Genomic DNA, 14995 nt, shown 5'->3' on the forward strand with positions numbered 1-14995 from the left:
CATGACGATCCTCTGCGAACCGGCCGCCCGTGCCGGACAGCTCTCCCCCGCGCTCGGCGACGACGTCCGCATCGCGCAGACACTGGGCGAGGTCAGCAGGTTGCTCGCCGCGGACCCCGCCGAGACCCTGGTCGTCGTCGGCTCCGCGGTCGACCTGGACGAGGCGCTCGCGTTCACCGCGAACCTGCGGGTCGAGCGGCCCGCGGCCGGTGTGGTGCTGCTGCGCGACGTGCTCGACGTCGTGGTCCTGACCCGTGCGCTGCGAGCCGGCGTGCGCGAAGTCGTCGCGCGGGACGACCTCGCGTCCCTGGTGGACGCCTGCACCCGGTCACGTGCCCTGTCCGCCCAGGTGACCGGGGTGCCGCAGCCGCGCGCCGACGAACGCAGGCAGGGCCAGGTCATCACCGTGTTCGCCGCGAAGGGCGGGTGCGGCAAGACGACGCTCGCGGTGAACCTCGCCTCGGTCCTCGCGGCCGGTGGTGCGCGGTCGGTCTGCCTGGTGGACCTCGATCTGGCGTTCGGCGACGTCGGCATCTGCCTGCGGACCGAACCGGTCCGCACGATCGTGCACGGGCTCGGGATGGTCGGCCACGTCGACGTCGCGGGCGCGTCCTCGTTGCTCACGGCGTGTCGGCCGGGCCTGAGCGCGCTGCTCGCGCCGGTCGAACCCGGTGACGCGGAACGGATTCCGGCGGCGCTGGTCAGCGAGTTGCTCGAAGTCCTGCCGACGATGTTCGACTTCGTGGTGGTCGACACGCCGTCCGCGTTCACCGAACACGTGCTGGCGGCGATGGACGCCTCGCACCACCACGTCCTGATGACCACGCCGGACGTGCCCGCGTTGAAGAACTTGCGTGTGACGCTGGACATGCTGGACCTGTTGTCCTACGCGCACGACATCCGGTCGGTCGTGTTGAACCGGTCCGACGCGAAGGTCGGTCTCACGATGGACGACATCGAACGCGTTGTGCGCAGCGACATCCGCGCGCACGTGCCGTCCAGCCGGGACGTGCCGATCTCGGTCAACAAGGGCAACCCGATCGTCCTCGACCTGCCCAGGCACCCGGTGAGCGAGGCGATCTCGCGGTTCGCCCGTGAACACGTGCTCGCCGAGCCCGCGGTCGTCGCCACGAAGTCCTCCAAGAGGTGGTTCCGGTGAGCCTGGCCAACCGCATTGCCGCACAACGGGAATCCGTCTCGCCGACACCGCAGCCGCGCAGGCACGCCCGCGTCGCGGACCCGTTCGCCGAGGTCAAGCGCAGCGTGCACGCCGGACTGCTGGAGGTGCTGGGTCCCAAGCTCTACGACGCGCACCTCGACCAGCGCGAGCTGGAAGCCCGTGTGCGCCAGACGTTGCAGGCGGTGCTGGAACGCGACGAGACGCCGCTGACCAACGCCGACCGTGCCCGCATCGCCCTGGAGGTCCTCGACGAGATCCTCGGGCACGGGCCGCTGGAGCCCTACCTGCGCGACCCGAGCATCTCCGAGATCATGGTCAACGGCCACGACCAGGTCTACGTCGAACGCGGCGGACGCCTGGAACCGGTGCCCGTGGCGTTCGCGGACGAGTCGCACCTGCGCCGCACGATCGACAAGATCGTCGCCAAGGTCGGCCGCCGCGTCGACGAGGCCTCACCGATGGTCGACGCCCGCCTGCCCGACGGCAGCCGCGTCAACGCCGTCGTGCCGCCGATCGCGCTGGACGGCTCGGTGCTGACGATCCGCAAGTTCGCCAGCGACCCGTTCACCGTCGACGACCTCGTCGGGTTCGGCACGCTGACGCCCGCGACCGCGTACCTGCTGCAGTGTTGCGTGCACGGGCGGATGAACATCCTGATCGGCGGCGGCACCGGCTCCGGCAAGACGACGTCGTTGAACGTGCTGTCGTCGTTCGTGCCCGCCGACGAACGCATCGTCACCATCGAGGACGCCGCCGAGCTCCAGCTGCGCCAGGACCACGTGCTGCGCCTGGAAGCGCGTCCGCCGAACGTCGAGTCACGCGGCGAGGTGGCCGTGCGGGACCTGGTGCGCAACGCACTGCGCATGCGGCCCGACCGGATCATCGTCGGCGAGGTCCGCGACGGTGCCGCGCTCGACATGCTGCAGGCCATGAACACCGGCCACGACGGGTCGATCACCACCGTGCACTCGAACTCGCCGCGCGACTCGTTGTCCCGCCTGGAGACCATGGTGCTGATGGCGGGCGTCGACCTGCCGGCGCGAGCGATCCGCGAGCAGATGGCGTCCGCGATCGACCTGATCGTGCACCAGTCGCGGCTCAAGGACGGCACGCGGCGGATCACCCACATCACCGAGGTCATCGGGATGGAGGGCGAGATCGTGACGCTGCAGGACATCTTCGCGTTCGACTTCCACGCCGGGGTTGACGAGCACGGGTTCTACCGGGGTTCGCTGCAGTCGACCGGGTTGCGGCCGCACTTCGTGGAACGGTTGCGCGACCGCGGTGTCGACGTTCCTCCGCACCTGTTCGGGGGTGGTCCTCGATGAGGAGAGTTCTCGCCGGGCTCGTCATCGGGGCCCTGCTGACGTTCGTGTTCAGCGCTTTCGCCGTTGCCTCCGCCGCGCCGTCTCGCGGGGTGGTGGTGCTGCTCGACACCAGCGGCTCGATGGCACAGGGCCGGATCGCCGTTGCGCGACAGGCGATCGCCACCTACGTGGGCTCGCTGCCCGCGGACGTGCAGGTCGGGCTGGTCGCGTTCTCGACGCAGCCGTCGCTGGTCATGGCACCGACGGCGGATCGGGGCGCACTGATCGGAGCGCTGAACCAGTTGCAGGCCAAGGGTGACACGTCGTTGTTCGACGCCGTCCCGGTCGGGCTGTCGGCGCTGCAGGGGATTTCCGAGCGGCGCATGGTGATCGTGTCCGACGGCGAGGACACGGTGTCCCGCTCCACTGTGGACGCCGCTGTCTCCGCTGTCGCCGCCGCCGGTGTGCCGACCGACGTGATCGGGTTCCAGTACAGCGACGACGCTCTGCGCCGGATCGCCGCGGCGGCCGGTGGACGTCTGCTGACGGCGTCCGACGCCGGTGCGCTGGCCGCCGCTTTCGCCGCACTGGCAGTGCCTTCGTCGGCACCGGCACCGTCGCCGTCCGTCGTCGCGACACCGGAGCCGGCACCCGTGCCCGTCGCCGTTCCCGCGCCCACGCCCGGCCAGAACTGGCAGGCCGGGGTGTTGATCGTCGGAACGTTCCTCGTGGTGTTCTTCGTCGTGATGATGCTGCTGACGCCACGTCGTTCCGCCGCTGGACGGAAGCTGGAACGGCACCTGGAGCACTACGGCGCGCAGGAACCCGTTGCCGCACAGGAGGAAAGCCAGGCCGCGCAGGCCGCCCTGGTGTGGACTCGCCGCGTGATGAGCGACGTCAGCGCCGCCCGTCTCTCCGACCGGCTCGACCTCGCCGGGATGAAGACCAACGCCGCGGAGTGGACGTTGCTGCGGATCTGCGCCTGCGCCGGTCTCGCGGCTCTGCTGACCCTGGTGACGACGTGGTGGATCGGCATCCCCGTCGGCGCTCTGAGCGGCTGGCTCGTGACGGCGCTGGTGGTGAAGGCGCGGATCTCGAAGCGCAGGGCCGCGTTCGCCGACCAGCTCCCGGACGTGCTGCAGCTGGTCGCGAGCTCGTTGCGCTCCGGCTTCTCGCTGGCCCAGTCGATCGACGCGGTCGTGCGCGACGACAACCAGCCCGCCGCCGGCGAGTTCTCCCGCGCGCTGGCCGCCACCCGCATCGGCGCCGAGCTGGAGGACGCGCTCGACCGCGTCGCCCTGCGGATGCGCAGCGCCGACCTCACGTGGGTCGTCATGGCCATCCGGATCCAGCGCCAGGTCGGCGGCAACCTCGCCGAGGTGCTGATGAACACCGTCACCACCATGCGCGACCGCTCCCAGACGCGCCGGCACGTCCGCGCGCTGTCGGCGGAGGGCCGACTGTCCGCCTACGTGCTGGTCGGTCTGCCGATCGGCCTGGCGGGGTTCCTGTTCTGGATGCGGCCGGAGTACATGCGTCCGCTGTACACCACGTTGATCGGCATCGTGATGCTCGCGTTCGCCGCTGTGATGGTCGTCCTCGGCTCGTTGTGGATGCGCAAGCTCGTGCGCGTGGAGGTGTGACATGGTGCTCGTCATCGGGCTCGGCTGCCTGCTTCTCGCCCTCGCACTGGGCGTCGTCGCCGTCGTGACGAAGCCCGCGGTCACCGCCGCCGGCTCACTCGCCCTGATCGAGACGAGCTACTCGGCCGCCCCCGTCGTCGAGAAGCCCGACGTCGGTGCCTCGCCGAGCTGGCTGCGCTCCATCGCCGTGCGGCTGTCCCCCTCCGGGGTGGCCTTCCGGTTGCAGCACCGCCTCGACCTGGCAGGCAACCCGCCGACCTGGACGCCCGACCGCGTCCTCGCCGCGAAGGGCTTCTGCCTGCTGGTGGGCGCCGCTCTGGGCGCCGTGCTCGGCATCCGTTCGACGCCGTGGCTGATCACGGGCCTGCTGGTGGGCGCGGTGTTCGGGTTCTTCCTGCCCGACCTGCTGCTGCTCAACGCGGGCCAGAAGCGTCAGACGCAGATCCGCCGCGCGCTGCCCGACGCCCTCGACATGCTGACCGTGTGCGTGGAGGCGGGCCTCGGCTTCGACGCGGCGCTCGCCCAGGTCGCCCGCAACACCTCGGGCCCGCTGGCCCAGGAGTGCGCCCGCGTCCTGCAGGAGATGCAGATCGGCAAGTCCCGCAACGAGGCGCTGCGCTCCCTGACCTACCGCACCACGGTGGGCGAGCTCAGGGCGTTCGTCTCGGCTCTCGCCCAGGCGGGTGAACTTGGCGTGCCGATCGCGTCCGTGTTGCGCGAACAGGCCCGCGAGATGCGCATCCGCCGCCGCCAGCGGGCAGAGGAACAAGCGCAGAAGGTGCCGGTCAAGATCCTCTTCCCGCTGATCGCGTGCCTGTTCCCGGCCATGTTCGTGGTCATCATCGGCCCTGGCGCGATCAGCATCGCGAAAGTCCTGATGCACCTCTGAGGGTCCCTGTCCGACCGGGCCCAAAGGCTCTATTAGGCCCTTCGGTGTAACCAACTGAGATGTCCGGAACGACATGCGGGTTGAACCTTCAACCGAGAGGGGGCAGCTCATGGCGATCAGAGTTGTCGTCGTCGACGGACATACGCTCACCCGCTTCGGCCTGACGACGCTCGCCGCCGCGCACCCCGATCTGGAAGTGGTCGCGGAGGCGAGCACAGCGGCCGAAGCCTCCAGCATCATCGCCGCGTCGGCACCGGACGTCGTCACCGTGGCCGTGGGCCTGCCCGACGCCGACGGCCTGCGCCTGGCCCGCGAGCTGCGCGACCGCTACCCGGCCCTCGGCATCGTGGTGCTGACCTCACAGGGCGAGGACGACGTCCTGTTCCGCGCCCTGGAAACCGGCGCCTCCGCCTTCGTGGGCAAGACCGCCCCGATGGAGGAGATCCTCTGCGCCATCCGGCACGCGGCCGTGGCAGCCTCGTCGTTCACCGCCGCCGGCCTGGCCAACGCGATGGCACGCCGCCAGTCCACCGCCGCCCGCCTGGCCTTGTCACCACGCGAACGCGAGGTGCTGATGCTGCTGCGCGACGGCGTCTCGATCCCCGCCATCGCCCGCACCCTGTACGTCTCGCCGTCGACGGCCAAGACCTACGTCTCACGCCTCTACGAAAAGCTCGGCGCGTCCAACCGCGCCCAGGCCTTGATGGCAGCACTGCGCAACGGCCTGATCCGCAGCGACGCCGCAACGGCCTAGGCCCACCAGAACGTCCAGAGGGTCACCCCGGTCACCACCAGCACCGCCAGCGAGCCGATCGGCGCCTTCCAGTCGGCATACCGGTCGGCCACGATCTGCCCGCCGACGACGAGCAACGCCGCCACGACGTGCGCGGTGACCGAGAGGGTGCCGGGCCCGGGCAGGTCACGTGCGTTCGCGTAGAACTGGACGCCGATGTTGCCCAGAGCGAGCAGCACCATGCCCACCGCGAGCACCCCGCTCACGGCGCGCAGGATTCCGTAGGTCCGCGACGGCCGCTTTGCTGCTTCCACTTCCACTCCAGCCACCCTACGGGGCCAGCGGTGCGCGGGCGGGGAGGGCCCAGCCGGTCTCGGACGGCTGCGACGAACACCGCACACCCACCCCCGCGCCCCTCTTACGGCCCGTTCGACGCGCCGCACCTCAACCAGGACGCCTCGACCGATGAACGGCGCATTCGTTCACCTGACGTGGACAAATGCGCCGTTCATCCCTCACGGACAGCGCGTGAGCGTGGTCCTACGGCGCCAGCAACGCCCACGGCTCGATCGCCGGAGCCGCCGCCTGCCCCTCCGGGCAACTCCGCCGGAAATCGCACCACTGACACTGCCGCCCCACCACCGGCGGGAACAGGACCTCCTGATCCCCGCCGGCCTTCAACGTCTCCGTCGCCAGGTCGATCTCGTCGGCCGCCTCCTCCGCCCGGCGCACGTGCCGGGCCAGCGACTCCTCCGTGTGCTCCCACACCGCCACCGTCCCCGACGGCAGGTGGTGCAGCTCCACCCGGCGGCACGGTTTGCGCAGCGTGCGGCGGGCGGCCAGCGCGTACAACGCCAGCGCCTGGGAGCCGCGGGCGTCGTCGGAGGTCAGGACGTGCCTGCCCGTCTTGTAGTCGACGATGACCAGCTCGCCGTCGCGGTAGTCGATGCGGTCGACCCGGCCCTCGGCCACGATGCGCTCGGTCGGCGACGACACCCAGCGCTCCACGCCGAGCGGTTCGAAGCCGACGTCGAGCGACGCCACGTAGTCGTGCACCCAGCCGCCGGCACGCGCGCGGTACTCGGCGGCCTGGTCGACGTCGCGGAAACCCTCGGACTTCCACTGCCGGTTGACCAGCGCCACGGCCTGGTCGGGCGTGCGGCGGTCGGCCGGCAGGTCGAACAGCGCCTTCAGGGCGTTGTGCACCACCGCGCCCAGCGTGTTGTGCGCCCAGGCCCCGCCGCGCGGCGGGGTGGGGCGGTCGAGGTACGTCATGCGGTAGCGGCGCGGGCAGTCCGTCCACGTCGCGAGCTTCGCGGGCGTGACGCGCACGAGCCGACGCGGTGCTGCGGTGCCGAAGTCGAAGCCGAGTTGTTCCACCCCAACCAAGTTACTCAGCACCCCTGACAGTGTTGGACTGCCCCTGCTCCGCAGATGGCGGCGAGTTCGCCGGGAAGTCGGCCATCCGGCCGAATCGCCGGCGCCGAATTGGGCTCCGCCGAATTCGGCGCCGGCGGTTGACCGGACGACCGACGCGAACTCGCGACTACCCCGTGGAAGGCCGGTGGACCGAAGCGGGCTCGCTACATTCACGGCATGGAGATCTGGCACAACCCGCGCTGCTCCAAGAGCCGCGCCGCCAAGCAACGCCTCGACGACGAGGGCGTCGAGTACACCGAGCGCCGCTACCTCGACGACGCCCCCACCGAGGAGGAGCTCGACCACGTCCTCACGCTGCTGGGCAAGGAGCCCTGGGAGATCGCGCGCACCAAGGAGCCCGCCTACCCGAAGCTCCTGGAGCACGACCGCGCCAAGTGGATCGCCCACATGGTCGCGAACCCGAGCCTGATCGAGCGGCCCATCATCATCGACGGGGACAAGGCACACATCGAGCGTTAGACGCCGGTGATGAAGCCCTGCACCGACGACGCGACCAGCTGCACGGCGATCGCGGCCAGCAGCAGACCGGCGATCTTGGCCATCAGCAGGATGCCGCTCTCCTTGAACACCTTGATCAGCAGGCCGGCGGACCGCAGCGTCCCCAGCAGCACGAGGTGCACGGCCACGATCGCCGCGGCCAAGGCGGCATAGGAACCGATGGCGCCGTCCGCCTGGCGCACGAACACGATCGTCGCGGCGATGGCACCCGGTCCTGCCAGCAGCGGAGTTCCGAGCGGCACCAGCGCGATGTTCACGTCCTCGACCTCGGGGTGGTTCGTCGCGCCCTTGCCGGTCAGCAGGTCGAGCGCGATCAGCAACAGCAGCAGCCCACCCGCGCCCTGCAGGGCGGGGATGCCGATGTGCATGTACGCCAGGATCGAGTTGCCGGCGACCGCGAACAGCGTGATCACCAGGAACGACACCAGCACGCCCTGCCGCGCCGCCCGTTTGCGGGCGTCGCGCGACTTGCGGCCGACCAGGCCCAGGAACACCGGCACGGTGCCGGGCGGGTCCATGATCACCAGCAGCGTGATCGTGGCCTCGATGAACAGCCGCAGGTTGAACACTCCAGCCACCTATCCCACGAGGATCTTGACGCCGGTCGCCCGCTCGGCCAGAGCATCCAGCATCTCCGGCGCCGTCGTCTCCGCGCCGAGCCGCACCGTCTTGTTGGTGCCGTGGTAGTCACTCGACCCGGTGACGATCAGGTCCAGCTCCGACGCGAGCGACCGGAGCGAGGCACGCGTGTCGGCATCGTGGTCCGGGTGGTCGATCTCGATCCCGCCCAGCCCGGCGGCAGCCAGCGACCGCACGACGTCGGCCGTCACGATCGGCCCGCGGGAACGGGCGAAGGGGTGCGCGAGCACGGTGACGCCACCGGCCTCGGCGATCATCTCGATCGCGCGCTCGACGGGCGTGTCCGTCCGCCCCACGTAATAACGCCCACCGGTCAGGTAGGTCGCGAACGCCTCGTCGACCGACGTCACCACCCCGGCGCGGATCAACGCCTGCGCCAGGTGCGGGCGACCGGCCGGCGCGTCGGCTGGCAGCCGGGACATCAGGTCGTCCGGGTCGATCGGGAAACCGTCGGCCCGCATCATCTCGGCCATCTTCTGCAGGCGGTACCGCCGCTCGAGACGCAGCCGCGACTGCTCGGCCATCAACGCCACGTGCGTCGGGTCGTACAGATAGGCCAGCAAGTGGACCGTGATCGTCCTGCCACGACCGTCAGGGCACGCGCAGGAGAGCTCGGCACCGCGGACGAGCCGCAGGCCAGGAGGCAACGCCGCAGCGGCCTCGGCCCATCCGGCCGCGGTGTCGTGGTCGGTGATCGCCACCGCGTCGAGTCCGGCTAGCGCCGCCGCCTTCACCAGTTCTGCGGGGCTGTCGGTGCCGTCGGACTCGGACGAATGGGTGTGCAGATCGATGACCACGTCGTCCAGTGTGGACGACGTCCCGCACGGTCCGTGTTACGGGACCATCTTCTTCCCGCGCGCTGCCCGCTGTGCCTTGATCATCGAGAACCGCTCGGCCTGCGCCTTCTTGTCGCCGAAGGTCAGCTCCGAAATGGCGTCGTACACCTCTTCGGGATCCGGCAGGTACTCAAGGCGGTTCAGCGCCTGGATCTGACCGGCCGACTCCACGATCAGCGTGCCGTAGCCGAGCATGCGCCCGCCCACGGTGCGCTCATAGGTGAGGTCGGTGACCTTGCTGATGGGCATCATCGCGACCTTGGTCTCGAAGACGCCCGATGTCAGCATGAACCGCTTGTCGGTGACGACGATGCGCTCGACCCACCACTCGATGATGAAGTAGGCGAGCCGCAGCAGCACGAGCAGCCCGCCGTACCACAGCACGTTCTGGATCACGCCCGCGTTCGACGGGAGCAGGTACGAGATCATCATGAAGCCGGCGAGCAGCGCCGCGGCTTCGAGCACGTCCCAGATCAGGTAGGACCAGTGCCTGCGCACCCGGATGACCCGACGCTCGCTCGACAGCAGGTAGTCGTCTGGATCACGTGGTGCGAACATGCGCTACCAGCCCTTCCTGGTACCAGCCAGTGCCTGTCCCTGCCCTCCCGCGAAAGCACGGGTGAACTAGAACAATTGTCGCACGAAGGTGATCAGGGCCTCAGCCGCAGTTCGCAGCGAGTTGAGGATGTTGGTGACCAGCTGTGCCGCTTGCTGGGGCTCCGCGATGAGGAAGAACAGCAGCAAGGCGATGCCGGCGAAAGTGAGGATCTTCTTCAGGTTCACGGTGTCCACCCCGTCCGCGTTCCGCACCCGTTTGGCGCCGTTCGTGACCGTTGTACAGCACGATTCAGCGCCTTGGGAGATTTGTACCGCAGCCGGGGTAGCGGACTGCACCGCCGTTCCGGGGTGACTACGCTTCGTGTTCGTGACGGGCAGCAGCGAGCGCACGATCCGTTGTGTCGGCGCCATCGTGCATGACTCGAACGGGCGACTACTGCTCGTGCGACGCGCCAATCCGCCTGGTGAAGGCATGTGGTCGATACCAGGTGGACGCGTGGAGTCTGGTGAGTCGGACGAGACCGCCGTGACTAGGGAAGTCACCGAAGAAACAGGACTCTCCGTCACCGTCGGCCGTCTCGTCGGGAGCGTCGAGCGTCCGGCCCCGAACGGGGTTTTCTTGATCTTCGACTACGAATGCCAGGTCACGTCGGGTGTGCTCCGAGCGGGCGACGACGCATCGGATGTCGCCTGGGTCGACAGTGCGACGTTGGCCACACTTCCGACCGCGGACGGCCTCGTGCAAGCGCTTTCCGACTGGAACTGCCTGCCCAGGGCCTGATCAGGGTTCACGCGATCGAGGTTGGCGTTCAGCGCCAAACGAGACGTTGCCCGTGGGCCTCGGTGGTCGCCAGAGTGGTCGCGTCGACGTCCGAGTCACGCACACGGATGAGCCTCAGCTCACCTTCCTCGTGTGCGGCCCACCAGACAGGCCTGCCCAAAGCGGACAAGGCGGGCACGAGGTCGAGTCCGGAGCCGCTCGAGATGACCACGAGCGGCGCGTCGATCGCCCCTACCGCCTTCGCGAGATCCTCGACCGGGTCACCGGCCACGAGCCGGGGCGGGTTCTTGCGCAGCACTCCACAGGCCACACCGAACAGTCGCAGCCGCTCCGGTTGGTCCGCCCACACACACGCCTCCAGCCAGGCGTACGCGTCCTCATCGGCCAGATCGGCCGGTGCCACGCCGATGCCCGCCTTCGCGGCCACCTTGATCGTCTTGGGCAGCTTCGGCAGCACCGCGCCCGGCGCGAGCTCCAGCGCGCAGTGCAGGCCCAGCGCTGCCTTGGCCGGCCCGGCGACGAGCTGGCCCGCCTCCTGGGTCTGGTAGCGGTACGAGTACTGGTCGAGCCCCAGCAGCAGGCCCGCGGTCGTCGCGGCCTCCACGAGCCCGATCGGCCCGCCCGCCTGCTTCGCCGCCGCCACCACGGCCGGGTAGAGCAGTGCGGCACGACGGACCTCGTTGGTCTGGATCACCTGCGTGCTGACGAGCTTGCGCACCCGTTCGGCGCGTTCCAGCAGAAAATCGCGGAACAGCGGCCAGGTGCTCTCGTCGGCGCCGTAGGTCCCGCCCAGCGACGGGTAGTAGTTGGACAGCTGGTGGAACGGCTCGGCCTGGACGAGCCGATGAGCCGCCGCCAGCAGGAGTTCGCCCGTGGCGTTGTCCTCGCTGGCGGCGGTCAGCAGATCAGCGACCTCCGGATCGTCCGCAGCGCGCGACGCGAGGTGCTCGTAGAGGGGCGAGATGCCTGCCGCCTCGGACGCGAACTCGCGCAGACGCTGTTGAGCCAGATCCAGAGAAGTCACTTCACTCCTTCGGTTCGGGACGCCCCGGCTGCTCGCCACCACGAGCGTCACCGTAGGACTTCTTCGGCACCATGACCTTGCGGCGGAAGATGCACACGACCGTGCCGTCCTGCTTGTAGCCACGAGTCTCCACGTAGACCACGCCCCTGTCGTCCTTGGACTTGGACGGCGTCTTGTCGAGCACCTCGGTCTCGCCGTAGATCGTGTCACCGTGGAACGTCGGCTTCACGTGCCGCAGCGACTCGATCTCCAGGTTGGCGATCGCCTTGCCGGAGACGTCGGGCACGGACATGCCCAGCAGCAACGAGTAGATGTAGTTGCCGACGACGACGTTCTTGCCGAAGTCCGTCGTCTTCTCCGCGTAGTTCACGTCCATGTGAAGCGGGTGGTGATTCATCGTGAGCAGGCAGAACAGGTGGTCGTCGTACTCCGTGACCGTCTTGCCCGGCCAGTGCTTGTAGACCGCTCCGACCTCGAACTCCTCGTAGTACCGACCGAACTGCACCGCGCCCTCCAACTACGTGTGATCGAGATCTGTCTCAGGTGGGGAGACAGTCTGAACGCAGAGGGAGTACCCTCGGCAACCGGTGTGTGAGGATTTCCACCACCCGTGCCCTTCGCCCCTAGGAGGTGAGGACCCCTAAATGAGCAAGGACCCCCACCCTGCCAGTACCAAGCGCGTCCTCACCGAGGTGGCCTTCTAGATCGATCTGGAAGTTCTGAGTTCCACCTGGTCAGGACGCCCGTCGTGCTTTGCACTTCCACGCCGGCGTGTGTACCTGGAGGAACTCACCATGCCCAGCCTGCCCTCGATCCGCGGCCGCGGCGCCCAGCAGCGCCCGGTCCCGCACATCTCCGTGCCGTTGTCGCACTACGTGGTCGACTGCGCGGTCTACGTCGACGGCAAGCGCTTGCCCGGTCGCTGGACGCACACCGACGCCGTCAAAGAGGTGCGCAGGCGCAAGGAGGGGTTCGTCTGGATCGGCCTGCACGAGCCGGACGCCGAGCAGATCCAGGGCATCGCTGAGACGTTCGGCCTGCACGAGCTGGCCGTCGAGGACGCGGTGCACGCGCACCAGCGCCCGAAGCTCGAGCGGTACGACAACACGCTCTTCATGGTGTTCAAGACCGTCCGCTACGTGACCAACGAGTCCCCCGACACCGCCAACGAGATCGTCGAGTCCGGCGAGATCATGGTGTTCCTCGGCAAGGACTTCGTCATCACCGTGCGGCACGGCAACCACTCCGGGCTCTCCAAGCTGCGCCACGTGCTGGAGGAGGACCCGGAGCGGCTGGAGATCGGTCCCGCCGCGGTGATGCACGCGATCGCCGACCAGGTCGTCGACAACTACCTCGACGTCACCGACCACATCGAGGACGACATCGACCGCATGGAGGAGCGGGTCTTCGCGCCGCGCACCGAGGTGAGCGCGGAGCAGATCTACATGTTCAAGCGCGAGGTCGTGGAACTGCGCCGCGCGGTGATGCCGCTCGCGAACCCGTTGCGCCGCTTGGCGGAGGGCTACACGCCGCTCATCCCCGAGCAGGTGCGGGCGTTCTTCCGCGACGTCGACGACCACCTCACCGAGGTGTCCGAGCGCGTCACGGCGTTCGACGAGCTGCTGACCACGCTGGTCGACGCGGTCCTCGCGAAGATCACGCTGCAGCAGAACACCGACATGCGCAAGATCACCGCCTGGGTCGCGATCATCTCCGTGCCCACCATGGTCGTCGGCGTGTACGGCATGAACTTCGACTACATGCCCGAGCTGAAGTGGAAGTTCGGCTATCCCCTGGTGATGAGCCTGGTCCTCGTCGCCTGCCTGACGCTCTACCGAATATTGCGCCGAAATCGCTGGCTCTAGTCCCGGTTTCGCTCGTCTTGTTCGTCGTAGAAGGGCCCTGTCATGACCAGAATGCTCACCAACATCCGCTTCTGGATCCTCGCGTTCCTGCTCTGCTGGATCACCACCGTGTTCGTGCTCATCAGCGGAACCCCCTGACGTGTTCCGCCAGCTGAGGAGCAGCCTGCGTCCTTGGATCGTGGTGTTCGCCGTCGGCTGGCTCACGATGGTCGTCATCTCCATCGCGAGCTGGCCGGCCGCAGGCGCGTCGTCGCCGGACGAGCTGGCGACCGAGGTCACCAACGCGTTGCGCGCCAACGACTTCCACAAGCTGCAGCCGGTGCTCGCGGTCGGCGGCGAGGACGTCGCCAAGTCCACCACCGAGCACTTCTCGACCGCTCACGTCGAGGGTGGCTTCTACCGCGACGGCGCCGTGGTGGTGCAGTACACGCGCGACGGCGCCCGTTCGGAGTTCAGGCTGCCCGTCGAGGAACACGACGGCCGCTACGTGGTGAACCCGGTCATCACTCCCAAGGGGTGACGTTCCAGGTGAACGGGATGCCGTGGCCCTCGCCGACGCCGAGCGACAGCGAGATCCCGGCCGGCCAGAGCTTGAGCATCAGCGCGAACTTGTAGTCGATCTCCCTGCGCGGCTCGTACACCAGCAGCGCCAGCGGGGTCGTGGGTGTCGCCTTCGCGGCCGCGTCGGCCAGCACGGCCCGCCCCATCGCCCGGTCCGCCGGCGAAACGTACTGCCACACCACGGAATGCCACACGACGGTGAGCACGTCGCGCTCGACGCGGGCGAGCTGTTTCGCGAGCCATTCCGGGCCTGCCGACCGGTCGACCTTCACCGGGTCCGTCGCGGCGAGGTCCAGCGCGTCCCGCAGGCGGTTCCACCGGTCGAGCTGATCCGCCCAGACGAACGAGCTGAGGTGCAGCCGTCCGTCCTCTGTGGACACGTCGACCGGGTGGAGGTCACAGCCGGCGCGGCCCACGACGCGCAGCCGGTGGTCGAGGTCGGCAGGTGGCCTGCCGGTCCACTCGGGGTCGAGGACCAGGAGGCTGTCCGGGTCGCCGAGAACCCTGTCGTCCAGCCGGTAGCCGACGTGGTGAGGGCGCAGGTTGAGCCCGCCGCTCGCGCCGACTTCGAGCAGCCGCACGCAGAACGGCACGTGCCGGCCCGCCGCCTTCGCCGCCTCCTGCGCGGCGACCAGCAGGCCGCCGTAGAGGGGCGCGCTGCGGCCGGGTTCGTTGGTCTGCACGACCGTGGCGGTGACGCGGTGCCGCAGGAGGTCCGCGTGCTCCTTGAGCGCGGGCAGCGCGTCCTCCCACAGCGTCGGCAGGTGCGGCTGGCCGCCGACCGACGGGTAGTGCTTCGCGAGCCCCGGTGCGAGCCCTTCGAGGACGAGCCGGTGCACGGCGCCCGCGAACCGCAGACCGGGCACGGTGCCCTCCCGGTCGCGTTCGGAGCCGGCCATGATCCTGGCCACGACGCCGCCCTGCACCAGGTCGGCGGCGGCGTCGGTGAGGAGTCGCTGGGTCAGCGGACTGCGGTCGCGGCATCCGTGGGCGGCCGCGGCGAACAGCTCGGCAAGCACGGTGTTGACGCTAGTGGCAGCG

18 protein-coding genes are annotated in these 14995 nt (G+C 69.1%); 9 read left to right on the plus strand and 9 right to left on the minus strand.

Going from position 1 to position 14995, the window contains the following annotated elements:
• Window position 1: 1 nt before the first annotated feature.
• The 5 genes from IEZ09_RS38480 to IEZ09_RS38500 all read left to right on the plus strand — a co-directional run bounded on the left by IEZ09_RS38480 (window position 2) and on the right by IEZ09_RS38500 (window position 5773).
• Window positions 2-1159, plus strand: coding sequence for a CpaE/TadZ family protein (locus tag IEZ09_RS38480; protein ID WP_189258778.1), 1158 nt, complete (start codon window positions 2-4; stop codon window positions 1157-1159).
• Window positions 1156-2508, plus strand: a complete 1353-nt coding sequence (locus IEZ09_RS38485) for a TadA family conjugal transfer-associated ATPase (protein WP_189258779.1) — start codon at window positions 1156-1158, stop codon at window positions 2506-2508. The genes IEZ09_RS38480 and IEZ09_RS38485 overlap by 4 nt, the downstream gene beginning before the upstream one ends.
• Window positions 2505-4130: a VWA domain-containing protein gene (locus tag IEZ09_RS38490; protein WP_189258780.1), complete on the plus strand. Its 1626-nt coding sequence runs from the start codon at window positions 2505-2507 to the stop codon at window positions 4128-4130. The genes IEZ09_RS38485 and IEZ09_RS38490 overlap by 4 nt, the downstream gene beginning before the upstream one ends.
• A gap of 1 nt (window position 4131) precedes the next feature.
• A complete protein-coding gene (locus IEZ09_RS38495; RefSeq protein WP_189258781.1) occupies window positions 4132-5019 on the plus strand; it encodes a type II secretion system F family protein in 888 nt (295 codons plus the stop codon).
• A 109-nt stretch (window positions 5020-5128) separates the two neighbouring features.
• Window positions 5129-5773, plus strand: coding sequence for a response regulator (locus IEZ09_RS38500; protein WP_189258782.1), 645 nt, complete (start codon window positions 5129-5131; stop codon window positions 5771-5773).
• On the opposite strand, the gene IEZ09_RS38505 is transcribed toward IEZ09_RS38500, so the two are convergent.
• Together IEZ09_RS38505 and IEZ09_RS38510 are read right to left on the minus strand one after the other, a co-directional pair.
• The gene (locus tag IEZ09_RS38505; protein ID WP_189258783.1) at window positions 5770-6066 is read right to left on the minus strand and encodes a hypothetical protein; all 297 of its coding nucleotides are present in this window, start codon (window positions 6064-6066) and stop codon (window positions 5770-5772) included. The genes IEZ09_RS38500 and IEZ09_RS38505 overlap by 4 nt on opposite strands.
• A gap of 226 nt (window positions 6067-6292) precedes the next feature.
• A complete protein-coding gene (locus tag IEZ09_RS38510) occupies window positions 6293-7132 on the minus strand; it encodes a RecB family exonuclease (protein WP_189258784.1) in 840 nt (279 codons plus the stop codon).
• A 216-nt stretch (window positions 7133-7348) separates the two neighbouring features.
• On the opposite strand from IEZ09_RS38510, the gene IEZ09_RS38515 reads away from it, so the two are divergent.
• A complete protein-coding gene (locus tag IEZ09_RS38515; RefSeq protein WP_189258785.1) occupies window positions 7349-7651 on the plus strand; it encodes an ArsC/Spx/MgsR family protein in 303 nt (100 codons plus the stop codon).
• Here IEZ09_RS38515 and IEZ09_RS38520 read toward each other — a convergent pair.
• The 4 genes from IEZ09_RS38520 to IEZ09_RS38535 all read right to left on the minus strand — a co-directional run bounded on the left by IEZ09_RS38520 (window position 7648) and on the right by IEZ09_RS38535 (window position 9948).
• The gene (locus tag IEZ09_RS38520; RefSeq protein ID WP_189258786.1) at window positions 7648-8268 is read right to left on the minus strand and encodes a MarC family protein; all 621 of its coding nucleotides are present in this window, start codon (window positions 8266-8268) and stop codon (window positions 7648-7650) included. The two genes, IEZ09_RS38515 and IEZ09_RS38520, sit on opposite strands and share 4 nt — an antisense overlap.
• On the minus strand, window positions 8269-9126 hold the full coding sequence (locus tag IEZ09_RS38525; RefSeq protein ID WP_189258787.1) for a PHP domain-containing protein: 858 nt from the start codon (window positions 9124-9126) through the stop codon (window positions 8269-8271). It abuts the gene before it with no gap.
• 36 nt (window positions 9127-9162) lie between these two features.
• Window positions 9163-9723 carry a PH domain-containing protein gene (locus tag IEZ09_RS38530; RefSeq protein ID WP_109632507.1) on the minus strand — a complete coding sequence of 187 codons (561 nt, stop codon included), beginning with the start codon at window positions 9721-9723 and terminating at the stop codon, window positions 9163-9165.
• Window positions 9724-9789: 66 nt separating this feature from the next.
• Window positions 9790-9948, minus strand: a complete 159-nt coding sequence (locus IEZ09_RS38535; protein WP_167971300.1) for a hypothetical protein — start codon at window positions 9946-9948, stop codon at window positions 9790-9792.
• Between the two features lie 142 nt (window positions 9949-10090).
• On the opposite strand from IEZ09_RS38535, the gene IEZ09_RS38540 reads away from it, so the two are divergent.
• Window positions 10091-10504, plus strand: coding sequence for an NUDIX hydrolase (locus IEZ09_RS38540; protein ID WP_189258788.1), 414 nt, complete (start codon window positions 10091-10093; stop codon window positions 10502-10504).
• Between the two features lie 28 nt (window positions 10505-10532).
• Here the strand turns inward: IEZ09_RS38540 and IEZ09_RS38545 are convergent, their stop codons facing one another.
• Entirely contained in the window at window positions 10533-11528 is a 996-nt protein-coding gene (locus IEZ09_RS38545) for a DUF2332 domain-containing protein (RefSeq protein WP_189258789.1), read from the minus strand.
• A 1-nt stretch (window position 11529) separates the two neighbouring features.
• A complete protein-coding gene (locus IEZ09_RS38550; protein WP_109632501.1) occupies window positions 11530-12033 on the minus strand; it encodes a MaoC family dehydratase in 504 nt (167 codons plus the stop codon).
• A gap of 289 nt (window positions 12034-12322) precedes the next feature.
• Between IEZ09_RS38550 and corA the strand changes: the two genes are divergently transcribed.
• Window positions 12323-13393, plus strand: coding sequence for a magnesium/cobalt transporter CorA (gene corA, locus IEZ09_RS38555; RefSeq protein WP_189258790.1), 1071 nt, complete (start codon window positions 12323-12325; stop codon window positions 13391-13393).
• Between the two features lie 139 nt (window positions 13394-13532).
• Window positions 13533-13913 (plus strand): hypothetical protein, encoded by a 381-nt coding sequence (locus IEZ09_RS38560; RefSeq protein WP_189258791.1) that lies wholly within the window; start codon window positions 13533-13535, stop codon window positions 13911-13913.
• Here IEZ09_RS38560 and IEZ09_RS38565 read toward each other — a convergent pair.
• Window positions 13897-14973: a DUF2332 domain-containing protein gene (locus IEZ09_RS38565; RefSeq protein ID WP_189258792.1), complete on the minus strand. Its 1077-nt coding sequence runs from the start codon at window positions 14971-14973 to the stop codon at window positions 13897-13899. The genes IEZ09_RS38560 and IEZ09_RS38565 overlap by 17 nt on opposite strands.
• Window positions 14974-14995 lie beyond the last annotated feature (22 nt).

Source organism: Lentzea flava, assembly GCF_014648475.1.
Taxonomy (GTDB): domain Bacteria; phylum Actinomycetota; class Actinomycetes; order Mycobacteriales; family Pseudonocardiaceae; genus Lentzea; species Lentzea flava.